The organism is Aminobacter niigataensis, assembly GCF_946995915.1.
Classification (GTDB): domain Bacteria; phylum Pseudomonadota; class Alphaproteobacteria; order Rhizobiales; family Rhizobiaceae; genus Aminobacter; species Aminobacter niigataensis.
Genome location: NZ_OX341517.1, coordinates 3,458,278 through 3,471,696 on the forward strand (window position 1 = coordinate 3,458,278; position 13,419 = coordinate 3,471,696).

The following is a 13,419-nucleotide window of genomic DNA, read 5'->3' on the forward strand; positions in this document are numbered from 1 at the left end:
GCGCTTGCCTGCATGATGGCATGATCGCCACATACGGGAAAGCTAATAGAAGTTCGGGCAGAACTGAACTGAATACGCGGTGCCTAGCTCTCGAGCACCTCTTTGACGACCGTCGCCAGTTGCTTGAGCGAGAACGGCTTGGGCAGGAATCCGAACTGCGCATCGGCTGGAAGGTTCTTGGCGAAAGCGTCCTCGGCATAGCCAGAAACGAAGACGAACTTGATATCGGGCTGGCGCTTGCGCAACTCGCCGAGCAGCGTCGGGCCGTCCATCTCGGGCATGACGACGTCGGACACCACGATGTCGATCTGGCCCTTGAGTTCGTCGAATATCTCGAGAGCCTCGACGCCCGACGATGCCTCGTGGACGGTGTAGCCACGCGAGGTGAGCGCCCTCACCCCACCCATGCGCACCGCATCCTCGTCCTCGACCAGCAGAACCGTGGCCGAGCCGGACAGGTCCTTGGCGACGTTGCCCGCCCCGGCTTCCTGTGACTTGGCCGTGGCAGCAACCGATGCCTCCGGCCTCACTTCATCCGCCGGCTGCGCCTTGGCCACGTGCCGCGGCAGGAAGATGCGGAACACAGTCCCCTTGCCGACCTCGGAGTCGCAATAGATGAAGCCGCCGGTCTGCTTGATGATGCCATAGACCATCGACAAGCCGAGACCCGTGCCCTTGCCGACCTCCTTGGTGGTGAAGAACGGCTCGAAGATCTTCTTCAGCACCTCGGGCGCGATGCCGCTGCCGGTATCCTCGACCTCGACCAGCACGTAGTCGGCCGGAACCAGTTCGCGGTAGCCATAGGCCTTGCAATCTTCGACCGGAACATTCTTGGTCCGTACCATCAGGTCGCCGCCATCAGGCATGGCGTCGCGCGCGTTAACCGCGAGATTGACCACGACCTGCTCCAATTGGCCGATGTCGGCCCGGATGGGCCAGAGGTCGCGGCCATGGTCGATCTTGAGCTTGATGCCGTTGCCGACCAGGCGGGCAAGCAGCGTGCGCAGGTCGGCAAGCACGTCGGTAAGGTTGAGCACTTCCGGACGCAGGGTCTGCTTGCGCGAAAATGCAAGAAGCTGCCTGACCAGAGAGGCGGCGCGGTTGGCGTTCTGCTTGATGTTCATGATGTCGGGGAAGGACGGATCCGACGGCCGATGATTGGTCAAAAGCAGGTCCGACGCCATGATGATGGCGGTAAGCACGTTATTGAAGTCGTGGGCGATACCGCCGGCGAGTTGGCCCACCGCCTGCATCTTCTGGCTCTGCGCCATCTGGCTCTCGAGCGCCTTCTGCTCGGTCGTCTCGACGGCATAGACGATCGCCGCTTCCTCAGCACCCTCCGCGTCCGAACCGTCGGCGACAGCGTTGACGTAGAAGCGCATGTGGCGCTCCTCGTTGTCGGGCATCACGGTGTCGATCGGCGCGATGTCGGCCTGGCGCTGATGCGCGCGCTCGAGCGCCGCAGCAAATGCCGCGCGGTCGCGCTCGTGGATGACGGTGTCGAGGCGCACGCGCCGGTCGACCGCATCCCTGTCGACGACCGACGAGAACAGCGACAGGAACGGCGCATTGGTGCGCAGGATGCGCCCGGCCTGGTCGACGCCTGCAATGGCCATCGGTGTCGAATTGAAGAATCGGGTGAAGCGCACTTCCGAAGCGCGCAACTGGGCGGAGGAGTCCTCGCCCTGGGTGCGGTTGAGAACGATGGTGCGCGTCGGCCCGTTGACGCCCTCGCGGCTCGCCGAGACGCGGTGCATGAAACGAACCGGCAGGGCTTCGCCATTCACCGTCGCAAGGTCGAGGTCGATCACCGCATTGCGCGTCGTCCCCGGATCGGCCTTGACGGAGCGGACAAGCGCCATGCCGTCGCCGGCAACGACCTCGTCCAGGCTGATGGCGCCGGGGGTGAAGCTCGCCAGATCGATGCCGAGCCAGTCGGCCAGCGTCGCATTGACATAGGTGATGCGGCCATCCTGGTCCGCCGAGAAGAAACCCGCCGGCGCGTGGTCGAGGTGATCGATGGCCTGCTGGAGATCGAGGAAGAAGCGTTCCTGCTCCGCCCGCTCCGGCGAAATATCGGCAAGCTGCCAGGCATTCAGCGGCTGGCGTTGGCCGGGAATGCTGAAGGCACGCGCCCGCACGCGATACCAGCGCGCGCCCGGTGCAGCGCCTGGACGAACGGATTGACCAAGCCGAAATTCGCCGTCGCCCGCCTGACCGTCGCGCAGGCCCGACGCCAACTCGGAAATGGTCGACGACGCCTCTGGCACATCCGACAACAGGCCATCGACCGTTTTCAAGTCCGATGCGGTGGTGGCTCCCGTCATGTCGGCATAGGCGCGGTTGGCATAGACCACGCGACCCTTGGCGTCAGTCACCACCAGCCCTTGCGACATCGAATCGACAAAGGCCTTGGACAGGCCGTCGGCAGGCGAGCGCGGGGAAATCTGGATGAAGCCGATGGCGGTGGCGAAGAGATAGCCGACGCCGATCATCGCAAGCACGCCAAGCATGCCAAGCAGGAACGGATCGCCCAGGCGTTCGCGGAACACACCGAATACGATGGCCGCGCCGGTCAGCACGACGATAAAGATGATCAGCCGCGTGATGGCGTCGGGGCGCGCTGCCTGATCCACGATCGGAACCGGATAAAAGTCGTTACGCGTTTCCTTGGCCATGCCCCTGCGAGTCTCTCCAGCTCCCTCATACGGAAGCGGTTGAATCACATTCTCCTTACCGGGAAAAGGCCCAGCCTCAAAAAGGCGGTGCAAGCCTGAGGCAAGATCATGCGCTTAGCTTCAAACGTGGCTGTAATACGCGAATGGCAACTTGCCGGGCGCGGCGGCAAGGCGTTAGTGTCGCCCCGGCGCGGCGACGGGGAAAAGATATGTTCGAATGGCTGGATAGCGTGGCGGGACCCGGATATGCGGCAGCAGTGCTGTGGACGTTCGCTGCGCTGGTGCTGCTTGTCATCGTGCTGGTCATCGTCAAGCTGATCCGCAGCCTGACTTTCGGTACCTTCGTTGCCGGTGGCAGGAACAGGAAGACGCGCCTTGCCGTCATGGACGCGACTGCCGTCGACAGCCAGAGGCGGCTTGTCCTGGTGCGCCGCGACGACATCGAACATCTGCTCCTGATCGGCGGACCGACAGATGTCGTTATCGAAACAGATATCCGGATGACAGCACCGCGCCGCCCGGCGCTGACCGGCACCGAAGCCGGACAGCAAGCTGCCCAACCGGCCCGCCAAGCAGCAGCGCAACCAACGGTCCAGCGGCCGGCACAGGCACCGGCTGCCAGACCGCAGCAGCCCACGCCGCCAGCTCCCGTCAAGCAGGCACCGCCCAGGCTACCGCTCTCACCGACTGCACCGGCTGCTCCCAGTCCGGCGCCGAGGCCCGCCATTCCTGCGGGCTACGCCCCTCCAGTTCGATCGTCACCTGCCCCGGCAGTCGCGCCAATGCGCGGCGAAGAAATCGACGAGACGCTGATGAAAGAGCTGGAAGTCTCGCTTGACGACAAACCGCAGGCCAAGCCGGCAAAGGCCGCCGATCCGTCGCTTGACGACGAGATGGCGAAGCTGCTCGGCGAGCTGACCAGCCACAAACGATAGCACGGCCGGCATCAGACAAGAAAAAAGGCGGCCGAAGCCGCCTTTTTCTTGTTCTGGTATCCCGCGATCAGTCGTCGCGATAGACCTTTTCGCGGCGCTCGTGGCGCTCCTGCGCTTCGATCGACAGCGTGGCGATCGGACGTGCGTCCAGTCGCTTCAGCGAGATCGGCTCGCCGGTCTCCTCGCAATAGCCGTAGGTACCCTCGTCAATCCTCTGCAGCGCCGAGTCGATCTTGGAGATCAACTTGCGTTGACGGTCGCGCGCCCTGAGTTCGATGGCACGGTCCGTCTCGGATGATGCACGATCGGCAAGATCCGGATGGTTGGCGTTTTCCTGCTGGAGTATTTCGAGGGTTTCGCGAGCTTCGCGGAGGATGTCGTTCTTCCAGGCAACCAACTTTGCTCTGAAGTAAGACTTCTGCCGTTCGTTCATGAACGGCTCCTCTTCGGAGGGCACGTAGCCAAGTGTAACGGTATCGTTCATTCGACTCACCCAACAACCCCGTTTTGGCGCCTATATATTCGCGGGCCAACCCTCGCACAAGCGTAATCCGCGAAAAGTTAGCGCCTACATGCAACTGGCGATTCGGCGTGGCAACGGCGCAACGCTCCCCCCAAGAAACGCAGACCGGCATCGTCCGGTTGCAAGGCGCCCGGCGCTTGGCTACATCCTGAAGGGATAATTGGCGCAGGCTCGTCAGGAGCTTGAGGCTCCGGGAGCAACATTTGAGCAAGCTCTACCTTCTCAGACACGCCAAGGCCGGCTGGGCACTGCCCGGCGTCAGGGATTTCGATCGACCGCTCGACGCCACGGGCGTCGCCGACGCCGAAGCCACGGGAACGGCGATGCGCGCCTGCGGCTACGTGCCCGAACTCACGCTCTGCTCCAACGCACGGCGCGCCCGGGAAACGCTGGAAGGGCTGGCCGGCCATGCCGATACCGGACGCGTGGTCTTCACCGACGACCTCTACAGTGCCGATGCCGCCGGCTATCTCGACAAAATCCGCGAAAACGGCCGGCACGGCTCGATCCTCGTCATCGGGCATAATCCGATGATGGAAGATCTGGCCATCGCCGTGTCGGGCGACGGCGAGGAGACCGCGCTGCATACGCTGCACACCGGATTTCCGACCTCCGGCCTCGCCGTAATCCGGCTCGAAGGCGCGCTGACCGGCGCCGAACTGGGCCGCGGCTACCTCGAAGCCTTCCTGACGCCCGCCGATCTTTGAAGCCGGACGCCATTTCAAATCCCGGAGGTGGCACCTATATCCGGCGCTATCGCATGGGGGATGACGATTGGCGTCACTGACCACCTTTACCGACGAGGCGCGTATCGCGCTGGACACGCTTTCCGGCCGCGCAACGGGGCTGTTTTCGCCGTCCATGCGGCTTGGCGTCACCGGACTTTCCCGCGCCGGCAAGACGGTGTTCATCACCGCTTTCGTGCACAACCTGATCCACGGTGGCCGCCTGCCCCTGTTCGAGGCGCAGAAATCAGGGCGCATCTCGCGCGCTTTCCTCGAGCAGCAGCCCGACGACGCCGTGCCGCGCTTCCAGTACGAGGATCATGTCGCGGCCCTCGTTGACCAGCGCATCTGGCCAGATTCCACCCGCGCCATCTCGGAGCTCAGGCTGACCATAGAATTCGAGTCAGCTTCCGGCTGGAACCGCATGTTTTCAGCTGGAAAACTGTCCGTCGACCTTGTCGACTATCCCGGCGAATGGCTGCTCGACCTGCCGCTGCTCGGCAAGAGTTACGACGATTTTTCCCGCGAGGCATTCGAGCTCGCCCGACTGCCTGTCAGGGCCGACCTGTCGGAAGCCTGGCGCGCGCTTGCGGCAACCGTGAAGCCCGAAGCCGACGCCGACGAGATGACGGCCCGGAGGCTCGCCGAGACGTTTTCCGCCTACCTCAAGGCATGCAAGGACGACGAGCGCGCGCTGTCGACGCTGCCGCCCGGGCGCTTCCTGATGCCGGGCGACTTGGAGGGTTCGCCGGCGCTGACCTTTGCGCCGCTGCCCGGCCTTGGCCAGCGCGCGCGCCCCGGCTCGCTGCATGCGATGATGGAGCGGCGGTACGAGGCGTACAAGACGCATGTGGTGAAGCCGTTCTTCCGCGAGCATATCGCCCGGCTCGACAGGCAGATCGTGCTGATCGATGCCATGCAGGCCCTGAACGCCGGCCCTGGCGCTATCGCCGACCTGGAGCGCGCGGTGACCGAAATCCTTGCCTGCTTTCGCCCCGGCCGCGGCAACCTCTTGACCGACCTGTTTTCACGGCGCATCGACCGCATCCTGGTCGCTGCGACCAAGGCCGACCATCTGCACCATGAGAGCCACGACCGGCTGCAATCGATCGTGCGGCGGCTGACCGACCGCGCCGTGGCGCGGGCGAACCTTTCAGGTGCCGAAGTCGAAGTCCTGGCATTGGCTGCGGTGCGCGCCACGCGCGAAGGCACGGTCAAGCAAGGCCGCGAAACACTGCCCGTCATCATTGGAACGCCCATCGAGGGCGAGGCGATCGGCAAGGAGCGTTTCGACGGCAACACGGAAACTGCTATATTTCCCGGTGACTTGCCGGAGAAGGCAGACGTCGTGTTTCAGGATTTCGGCACCAATCATCGCCAGGACGCGAACGACCCGACGATCCGCTTCGTGCGTTTCCGCCCGCCCAGGCTGGAACGTACGGCCGAAGGCGTGACGCTGTCGCTGCCGCATATCCGGCTCGACCGCGCCTTGCAGTTCCTGATCGGAGACCACCTCGCATGAGCACGCCTCGCAAGCCTGCTGCGTTCCGCATCGAGCCCGAAGCCGATGCACGGGACAGCGCTGCGGCCAGGACGCCGCAGGCCGCCGAGCGCAAACCTCGCGCGCTGGCCAAGGAGTCGGTCGTCGTCACGCCGGCCGAATTCGACGTCTTTGACGAGGCCGACATTGCCGTGGCCGAACCGCCGCCTGCCACCGCATCCAAGCGGAGGTCTCGCATTGGCGCAATCTTTCTCGCGGCGGCGGGCATCCTGATCTCGCTCGGCATCGGATTGTGGACCGACAGGCTGATCCGCGACCTGTTTTCCAGGGCCGACTGGCTCGGTTGGCTGGCGGTGGGTGCAGCCGCAATCGCCGCGGTTGCGCTGCTCGTCATAGTCGTTCGCGAGCTTTTGTCGGTTTTCCGGCTCGCGTCGGTGGAGCGCCTGCGCAACCGCGCGGCCGATGCCATCGAACGCAACGACCCCGGCGCAGCGCGCGGCGTCGTCGACGAATTGTCGAGCCTGCTGGCATCGAAGCCCGAAACGGCTGCGGGCAGGCGTGCCCTGGCGGATCTGCGCGGCGAAGTGATCGACGGCCGCGATCTGGTGGGCCTTGCCGAGACCGAAATCCTGACGCCGCTCGACGCACAGGCAAAGATCCTCATCCTGGATGCGGCCAAGCGCGTGTCACTTGTCACGGCCGTCAGCCCGCGCGCGCTGGTCGACATCGCCTATGTGGTGTTCGAGGCCGGCCGGCTGATCCGCCGGCTGGCTGAACTGTACGGCGGCCGCCCGGGCACGCTCGGCTTCTTCAGACTGGCGCGCGCAGCACTTGCCCATCTGGCCGTTACCGGCTCGATCGCCGTCGGCGACAGTTTCGTCCAGCAGCTTGTGGGCCACGGACTTGCCGCCAAGCTGTCGGCAAAGCTCGGCGAAGGCATCGTCAACGGCATGATGACCGCGCGCATCGGCATTGCCGCAATGGAGACGGCGCGCCCCCTGCCCTTTGCTGCGGTCAAGCGACCCGGCATGGGCGATTTCCTTGCCGCACTCACCACATTCGCAACCAAGGACAAGGGTGCCGACAAGGCCAAATAGACGAAGCATTAACCATTTTTCGCCATGGTCCCGGCAGCTAGTCGTTCCAGTTTCCTGCTGTCGGGTGTGCCCATGAAGCGCTTGTTTTTGTCCGCCGTTTTGCCCGCCATGGCGGTTTCGCTCTCAGGCATCGCACATGCCGAACCCGCCAAGGCACCCGAACGCGACAAGAAATTCTTCAAATCGGTCGAGGGCGAATGGGTCGGACCCGGCGAAATCGTCGCCGGCAAATATAAGGGCACCAAGTTCACCTGCAGCTTCACCGGTTCGACGCCGGACGGGAAAGTCGGGATGTCGCTCGACGGCGGCTGCCGCGTCGGCGTGTTTACCCAGAAGATGTCGGCAACCATCGAACAGAAGGGACGCAGTTATCGCGGAACCTTCCTCGACGGCTCCGCGGGCAAGGGCCTGGACATCGTTTCCGGCAACGTCGTCGATGGCAGAAAAGTCGTGCTGTCGCTCAACCGTAACCAGCTCAACGGCGTGATGCAGGCCCGCGTGCCTGACGAGAACTCGATGCATGTCACGGTTTCGGTGCGTGTCGACAAGCAACTGGTGCCGGTGATCGGCATGAAGCTGTCGCGCGTCGACGACACCGCGGTCGGCGCCATCGCCAAGAACTGATTCCCCTGCCCCAACAAAAAAGGGCGGCGCCATCGGCGCCGCCCTCTCTGATTCTCGCCGCGAGAATCAGCCCTTGATGACAGTCAGCAGTTCGTCATACGCCTTGCAGGCCTCTTCCGAAGTGGTGGCACCAGTGTACTTGGACGCAACTTCCTGCACCTTGGCCGACAGTTCGGCAGCCTTGGCCGGATCCTTGGTCACCGCTTCCTGAAGCGCCGTTCCCACTTCCTGGCTCTTCTTGGCCATGACTTCGGCGGTGCACTCCGGCGCCGCCTTCGAGCAGGCCGAAAGGCCAAGCGCAGCAACACCAATCACGGCAAACAGAATCTTGTTCATGTCAGTCCTCTCCTCGTAACCGGCAGGAAATGCCGGCGGCAATTCAACCACCCGCTGGTCGAAACCGGACCCGCCTTAGCGTCAAGCCATGTCACACGCAATGACAGGTTGTGAGGCCAGCGCGCGCACCCTGCCCGACTGCAAATCCCTACAGCAAATTTCGGTCCATCAGGCGGGCTGTTCGGCGGCGTGCGAACCACCTATCTTGAGCTTCCCCTCAAGCGGCCGGCAGCCGCAAACAAAGGATCGACAGAGCGCATGGCGGCAGAGACTACGGGCGTCGACCTGATTCCGGTTGTGGCGTTGCTGGCTGCGGGCGTCGTGGCCGTTCCGATATTCAAGCGCCTCGGCCTTGGCTCGATACTCGGCTATCTCAGTGCCGGCGTCATCATCGGCCCTTTCGGCATCGGCGTGTTCTCCGAGGCAGAAACCATCCTGCATGTCGCCGAGCTCGGCGTGGTGATGTTCCTGTTCATCATCGGGCTCGAGATGCAGCCGTCGCGGCTGTGGGGCCTGCGGCGAGAGATCTTCGGCCTCGGCGCATTCCAGGTCGGACTTTGCGCGTTGCTTTTGACCTCCATCGGACTGGCGACAGGATTTTCCGTTGCGCAATCCTTTGTCGCCGGCGCCGGCTTCGTTCTGACCTCCACGGCGATCGTCATGCAATTGCTCGAAGAGCGCGGCGAGATGTCGACGCCCAAGGGCCAGCGGATGGTATCGATCCTGCTGCTGGAAGACCTCGCCATCGTTCCGCTGCTGGCGCTCGTTGCCTTCCTTGCGCCCGTTTCGGGCAATGACATCGACACAGGCTGGGCCGGCCGGCTGAGCGAGATCGGCATCGGCATCGCCTCGATCACCGGCCTGGTGATCGCCGGCCGATATCTGCTCAATCCGCTGTTCCGCATCCTTGCCGATTCGCGCGCCCGCGAGGTGATGACTGCCGCCGCGCTGCTGGTCGTGCTCGGCTCGGCGCTCGCCATGCAGCTTGGCGGGCTCTCCATGGCGATGGGTGCCTTCCTCGCAGGCGTGCTGCTTTCCGAATCGACCTTCCGGCACCAGTTGGAGGCCGACGTCGAGCCCTTCCGCGGCATCCTGCTCGGCATGTTCTTCATCGCGGTCGGCATGTCGCTCGACCTCCTGGTGGTCGCAGCCAACTGGCAGATGATCGCCTTCTACGTCGTCGTCTACATGCTGGCGAAAGGCATCGGCATCTACGTCGTCGCGCGCTGCCTGCGCTCGGGGCATCGCGAGGCGCTGGAGCGCGCGGTGATCATGGCGCAAGGCGGCGAGTTCGCTTTCGTGCTCTATTCGTCGGCGCTCGCCGTAGGCATCATCGACGGCGAGTCCAACGCTATCCTCACCGCCATCATCATCATCTCCATGGTGCTGACGCCCCTGGCGATCATGGTGCTGCACCGCCTCACGCCACAGGACGAACAGTCGCTCGAAGATGTCGACGTGGCTGCCGAACTGAGCGGCACGGTGCTGGTCATCGGCTTCGGACGCTTCGGCCAGATCGCCAGCCAGCCGCTCCTGCTGCGCGGAGTCGATGTCTCGATCATCGACAACGACGTCGAGATGATCCAGGCGGCGGCCGATTTCGGCTTCAAGGTCTATTACGGCGACGGCACGAGGCTCGACATCCTGCATGCTGCCGGTGCCGGACGTGCACGTGCGGTGTTGATCTGTGTCGACAAGGCGGATGTTGCTGTCCGCATCGCCGAACATCTCAGGGCCGAATTCCCGCTGATACCGGTACTGGCACGGGCTTATGATCGGGGCACCGCGATCGAGCTCATTCGCGCCGGCGTCGATTTCCAGCTGCGCGAGACATTCGAATCGGCACTGCTTTTCGGCGGTTCCACGCTCGAAAAGCTCGGCGAGGATCCGGATGAAGTCGCCGAGGTGATCGAAGAAGTGCGCCGTCGCGATGCGGCGCGACTGGAGATGCAGTTCGCAGGTGACATCCAGTCCGGCCGCAACTATCTGCAGGGCAACATTCCCGGTCCGGTGCCGACGCCGCTGACGCCACCGCGCCGCGCCGCCAAGGCACTCAACGAGGAAGCGGCGAGCGTCATCGCCAGGAAGACGACCGAACAAACGGAAAGGAATTGATCATGGTGGACAGGCAGCGCGCAACCGAAGTCGTCGCCTATTGGCGTGAGGCCGGCCCCGAAGGCTGGTTCCGCAAGGACGAGATGTTCGACGACCGGTTCCGCAGCCGTTTCGGCAACCTGCACATGGCCGCGGCCAAGCGCCAATGCGATCACTGGGCGAGCGACCCCGAAGGCGCACTGGCGCTGATGATCCTGCTCGACCAGTTTCCGCGCAACTGTTTCCGCGGCAGCGGCCATATGTATGCCACCGATCCGCTCGCCCGCCATTTCGCGCGCAATGCGGTAGCCGACGGCCACGACCTCGCCACAGAAGGGCCGATCCGGGTGTTCTTCTACCTGCCGTTCTCACATTCCGAGACGTTGGCCGACCACGACATCCCGCTCGAACGGTCGACCGCCCTTGGTGGCGACTACCTGAAGCACGCCATCGGCCATCGCGACATCGTCGCTCGTTTCGGCCGCTTCCCGCACCGCAACTCCATCCTCGGGCGCGAATCGAGCGAGCAGGAACTGGCGTTCCTCGAAAGCGGCGGCTTTTCCGGCTGAGCGGCTCAGAGCTCCAGGCGCATAAGGGGTCGGCCGGGCTTGCGCTCGGCCGCTCGCGAAAACCCGGCTTTCTCGAATACCCGCGTCGAGCCGACAAAAGACCGACCGAGCGCGAATCCTTCGACTGGTCCATCGGGCACGCCTCCAGCAGCCGCGCACCCGACTGGCGCGCAAAATGGATGCCGGCGTCGACCAGTTGGTGAGTCAGTCCCTGGCCGCGCGCATTGTTGCGGATGAAGAAGCACGAGATCGCCCAGACACGTGGGTCGCCGGCATCATCGGGATCCAGCGGCGTGGATCCCCTGCCGGCATTGTTGAATTCGGGCACATCGGCGCGCGGGCCGATCTGCATCCAGCCAACTGCTTGGCCGGCATCGAAGGCAAGCACGCCCGGCGGAGGCCCCGCCTCGATGCGCGCCTTGATGTGATCCTTGTTGCGTTCGCGACTGCTTTGCCGCCGTGCCGCCGGCGGCAGCCTGAAATAGGTGCACCAGCAGCCGTAGCAAGCGCCCTGCTTGCCGAACAGGTCTTCGAATTGCGGCCACAGATCGGGCGTCAGCGGCAAGATAGCATCAGACATGGATAGCTCCGTCGCACAGCCTTGTCGCGGCACTGCGGCTGGCATAAAATCGCGTTCGTTCTCTTTATGTTCGCAGTGAAGGCAATGCCTGTCAACGATCCCAGCCACGGTTTCTGCCGCGACTGCCTTGCCCTTCAGCGCGGCGCGGGCTTGCGCTGCCATGCCTGCGGCAGCCCTCGCCTGTTGCGCCATGCGGAGCTCTACGAGCTGCATCTCGCCCATATCGACTGCGACGCCTTCTATGCGGCGGTGGAAAAACGCGACAACCCCGACCTGAAGGACAAGCCCGTCATCATCGGCGGCGGCAAGCGCGGGGTGGTTTCGACCGCATGCTACATCGCCCGCATCCATGGGGTGCGCTCGGCGATGCCGATGTTCAAGGCGCTGGAGGCCTGCCCCGAGGCGGTGGTGGTCAAGCCCGACATGGAGAAATACGTCCGCGTCGGCCGCGAGGTGCGGGCGATGATGCAGGCACTGACGCCGCTGGTCGAGCCGATCTCGATCGACGAGGCGTTTCTCGATCTCGACGGCACCGAGCGACTGCACGGGCTTCCACCCGCTCTGGTCCTCGCCCGATTCGCAGCCGCCGTGGAAAAGGAGATCGGCATTACCGTCTCGGCCGGGCTGTCCTACTGCAAGTTCCTCGCCAAGATCGCCTCCGACTTCCGCAAGCCGCGTGGCTTCGCCGTCATCGGCGAGGCAGAGGCCCTGGGTTTCCTAGCGCAACAGCCGGTGACGATGATCTGGGGCGTCGGCAAGGCCTTTGCCGCAACGCTCGAACGTGACGGCATCCGCAGCATCGGCCAGCTCCAGCGCATGGAGCGCGGCGACCTGATGCGGCGCTACGGCACGATGGGCAGCCGGCTCTACCATCTGTCGCGTGGCCAGGACGACCGGCAGGTGTCGCCCGATCATGAAGCCAAGAGCGTCTCGGCCGAGACGACCTTCGACACCGATCTCGCGACGCCGGCCGACCTCGTGCCGGTGCTGCGCGCCTTGTCGGAGAAGGTGTCGGCGCGGCTGAAGAAGGCAGGAATCGCAGGCCGGACGGTGGTGCTGAAGCTCAAGACGCAGGATTTCAAGCTCAGGACGCGCAACCGGCAGCTTGCCGATCCGACAAGGCTCGCCGACCGCATCTTCCAGACCGGCATGCAATTGCTGGCCAGGGAAACCGACGGCACCAAGTACCGCCTTCTCGGCGTCGGCGTCAGCGACCTGTCGGACGACGAGCGGGCCGATCCGCCGGATCTGGTCGATGTCCAGTCACACAAGCGCGCGTTGGCGGAAGGTGCCATCGACGTGTTGCGCGGCAAGTTCGGCAGGCAAGCGGTCGAGACCGGCTACACCTTCGGCAAAGGCCGCAACACCCGCCCGCCGGAACCGCTGGACGACTAGCTTCGGCAGTGCGCCATTGGCGTCTGAAGCGCCTTTCAGGCCGCCTTCTGCACCGACGTCACCGTGCCCATATTGTCGACGACGCAGGTATAGCGCTGGCCGGACGCATTGAGTTCGACCTGGTACCTGGTCGCGTCCAGTTGCGACGAACCGACCGGCAACACCTTGTCGGCGTCGACGCCAGCCGAGGTTGCGGCAGCACTTGCGCAGGTGAGTTGCAGGTCGGCGGGTGCTGTCTGCACCGTGGTTCGCGCCATGTCTTGCGGCTCTGGCGCGGTGGAACTGCAACCGGCAGCAGCAAGTCCGGTCAGCAGGGCAGTGGCGGCAAGATGGATCGTTCGCATTTCGTCCCCTCGTTCCAT

Annotated in this window: 12 protein-coding genes and 1 pseudogene; 8 read left to right on the forward strand and 5 right to left on the reverse strand. The window is 64.3% G+C overall.

Going from position 1 to position 13,419, the window contains the following annotated elements; genetic code table 11:
* Positions 1-83 precede the first annotated feature (83 nt).
* A complete protein-coding gene (cckA, locus tag O1Y97_RS16870; RefSeq protein ID WP_318761755.1) occupies positions 84-2,678 on the reverse strand; it encodes a cell cycle histidine kinase CckA in 2,595 nt (864 codons plus the stop codon).
* 209 nt (positions 2,679-2,887) lie between these two features.
* On the opposite strand from cckA, the gene O1Y97_RS16875 reads away from it, so the two are divergent.
* Complete coding sequence (locus tag O1Y97_RS16875) at positions 2,888-3,613, forward strand: flagellar biosynthetic protein FliO (protein ID WP_318761756.1); 726 nt, start codon at positions 2,888-2,890, stop codon at positions 3,611-3,613.
* Positions 3,614-3,680: 67 nt separating this feature from the next.
* Here O1Y97_RS16875 and dksA read toward each other — a convergent pair whose 3' ends face one another.
* Positions 3,681-4,097, reverse strand: coding sequence for an RNA polymerase-binding protein DksA (dksA, locus tag O1Y97_RS16880; protein ID WP_055973928.1), 417 nt, complete (start codon positions 4,095-4,097; stop codon positions 3,681-3,683).
* Positions 4,098-4,339: 242 nt separating this feature from the next.
* On the opposite strand from dksA, the gene O1Y97_RS16885 reads away from it, so the two are divergent.
* From O1Y97_RS16885 to O1Y97_RS16900, 4 genes are all read left to right on the forward strand, one after another.
* Positions 4,340-4,843 carry a SixA phosphatase family protein gene (locus O1Y97_RS16885; protein ID WP_318761757.1) on the forward strand — a complete coding sequence of 168 codons (504 nt, stop codon included), beginning with the start codon at positions 4,340-4,342 and terminating at the stop codon, positions 4,841-4,843.
* 67 nt (positions 4,844-4,910) lie between these two features.
* On the forward strand, positions 4,911-6,383 hold the full coding sequence (locus tag O1Y97_RS16890; RefSeq protein ID WP_318761758.1) for a YcjX family GTP-binding protein: 1,473 nt from the start codon (positions 4,911-4,913) through the stop codon (positions 6,381-6,383).
* Positions 6,380-7,459: a YcjF family protein gene (locus O1Y97_RS16895; protein WP_318761759.1), complete on the forward strand. Its 1,080-nt coding sequence runs from the start codon at positions 6,380-6,382 to the stop codon at positions 7,457-7,459. The genes O1Y97_RS16890 and O1Y97_RS16895 overlap by 4 nt, the downstream gene beginning before the upstream one ends.
* Before the next feature lie 72 nt (positions 7,460-7,531).
* Complete coding sequence (locus tag O1Y97_RS16900) at positions 7,532-8,083, forward strand: hypothetical protein (protein ID WP_183261312.1); 552 nt, start codon at positions 7,532-7,534, stop codon at positions 8,081-8,083.
* Positions 8,084-8,149: 66 nt separating this feature from the next.
* On the opposite strand, the gene O1Y97_RS16905 is transcribed toward O1Y97_RS16900, so the two are convergent.
* Positions 8,150-8,419 carry a hypothetical protein gene (locus O1Y97_RS16905; RefSeq protein WP_108608235.1) on the reverse strand — a complete coding sequence of 90 codons (270 nt, stop codon included), beginning with the start codon at positions 8,417-8,419 and terminating at the stop codon, positions 8,150-8,152.
* A gap of 258 nt (positions 8,420-8,677) precedes the next feature.
* Between O1Y97_RS16905 and O1Y97_RS16910 the strand changes: the two genes are divergently transcribed.
* Positions 8,678-10,534, forward strand: a complete 1,857-nt coding sequence (locus tag O1Y97_RS16910; RefSeq protein WP_318761760.1) for a monovalent cation:proton antiporter-2 (CPA2) family protein — start codon at positions 8,678-8,680, stop codon at positions 10,532-10,534.
* 2 nt (positions 10,535-10,536) lie between these two features.
* Positions 10,537-11,082 (forward strand): DUF924 family protein, encoded by a 546-nt coding sequence (locus O1Y97_RS16915; RefSeq protein ID WP_318761761.1) that lies wholly within the window; start codon positions 10,537-10,539, stop codon positions 11,080-11,082.
* Between the two features lie 5 nt (positions 11,083-11,087).
* Here O1Y97_RS16915 and O1Y97_RS16920 read toward each other — a convergent pair.
* A pseudogene (locus O1Y97_RS16920) lies at positions 11,088-11,662 on the reverse strand (N-acetyltransferase family protein).
* Between the two features lie 66 nt (positions 11,663-11,728).
* Between O1Y97_RS16920 and O1Y97_RS16925 the strand changes: the two are divergent.
* Positions 11,729-13,057, forward strand: a complete 1,329-nt coding sequence (locus O1Y97_RS16925) for a DNA polymerase IV (RefSeq protein WP_318761762.1) — start codon at positions 11,729-11,731, stop codon at positions 13,055-13,057.
* Positions 13,058-13,092: 35 nt separating this feature from the next.
* Here O1Y97_RS16925 and O1Y97_RS16930 read toward each other — a convergent pair whose 3' ends face one another.
* Complete coding sequence (locus O1Y97_RS16930) at positions 13,093-13,401, reverse strand: hypothetical protein (RefSeq protein ID WP_183261319.1); 309 nt, start codon at positions 13,399-13,401, stop codon at positions 13,093-13,095.
* Positions 13,402-13,419 lie beyond the last annotated feature (18 nt).

Coding starts and splice junctions, on each gene's coding strand:
- O1Y97_RS16915 (WP_318761761.1), top strand. CDS start 10,537: ATGGTGGACAGGCAGCGCGCAACCGAAGTCGTCGCCTATTGGCGTGAG.
- cckA (WP_318761755.1), bottom strand. CDS start 2,678: ATGGCCAAGGAAACGCGTAACGACTTTTATCCGGTTCCGATCGTGGAT.
- O1Y97_RS16910 (WP_318761760.1), top strand. CDS start 8,678: ATGGCGGCAGAGACTACGGGCGTCGACCTGATTCCGGTTGTGGCGTTG.
- O1Y97_RS16930 (WP_183261319.1), bottom strand. CDS start 13,401: ATGCGAACGATCCATCTTGCCGCCACTGCCCTGCTGACCGGACTTGCT.
- O1Y97_RS16875 (WP_318761756.1), top strand. CDS start 2,888: ATGTTCGAATGGCTGGATAGCGTGGCGGGACCCGGATATGCGGCAGCA.
- O1Y97_RS16895 (WP_318761759.1), top strand. CDS start 6,380: ATGAGCACGCCTCGCAAGCCTGCTGCGTTCCGCATCGAGCCCGAAGCC.
- dksA (WP_055973928.1), bottom strand. CDS start 4,097: ATGAACGATACCGTTACACTTGGCTACGTGCCCTCCGAAGAGGAGCCG.
- O1Y97_RS16900 (WP_183261312.1), top strand. CDS start 7,532: ATGAAGCGCTTGTTTTTGTCCGCCGTTTTGCCCGCCATGGCGGTTTCG.
- O1Y97_RS16925 (WP_318761762.1), top strand. CDS start 11,729: ATGTTCGCAGTGAAGGCAATGCCTGTCAACGATCCCAGCCACGGTTTC.
- O1Y97_RS16905 (WP_108608235.1), bottom strand. CDS start 8,419: ATGAACAAGATTCTGTTTGCCGTGATTGGTGTTGCTGCGCTTGGCCTT.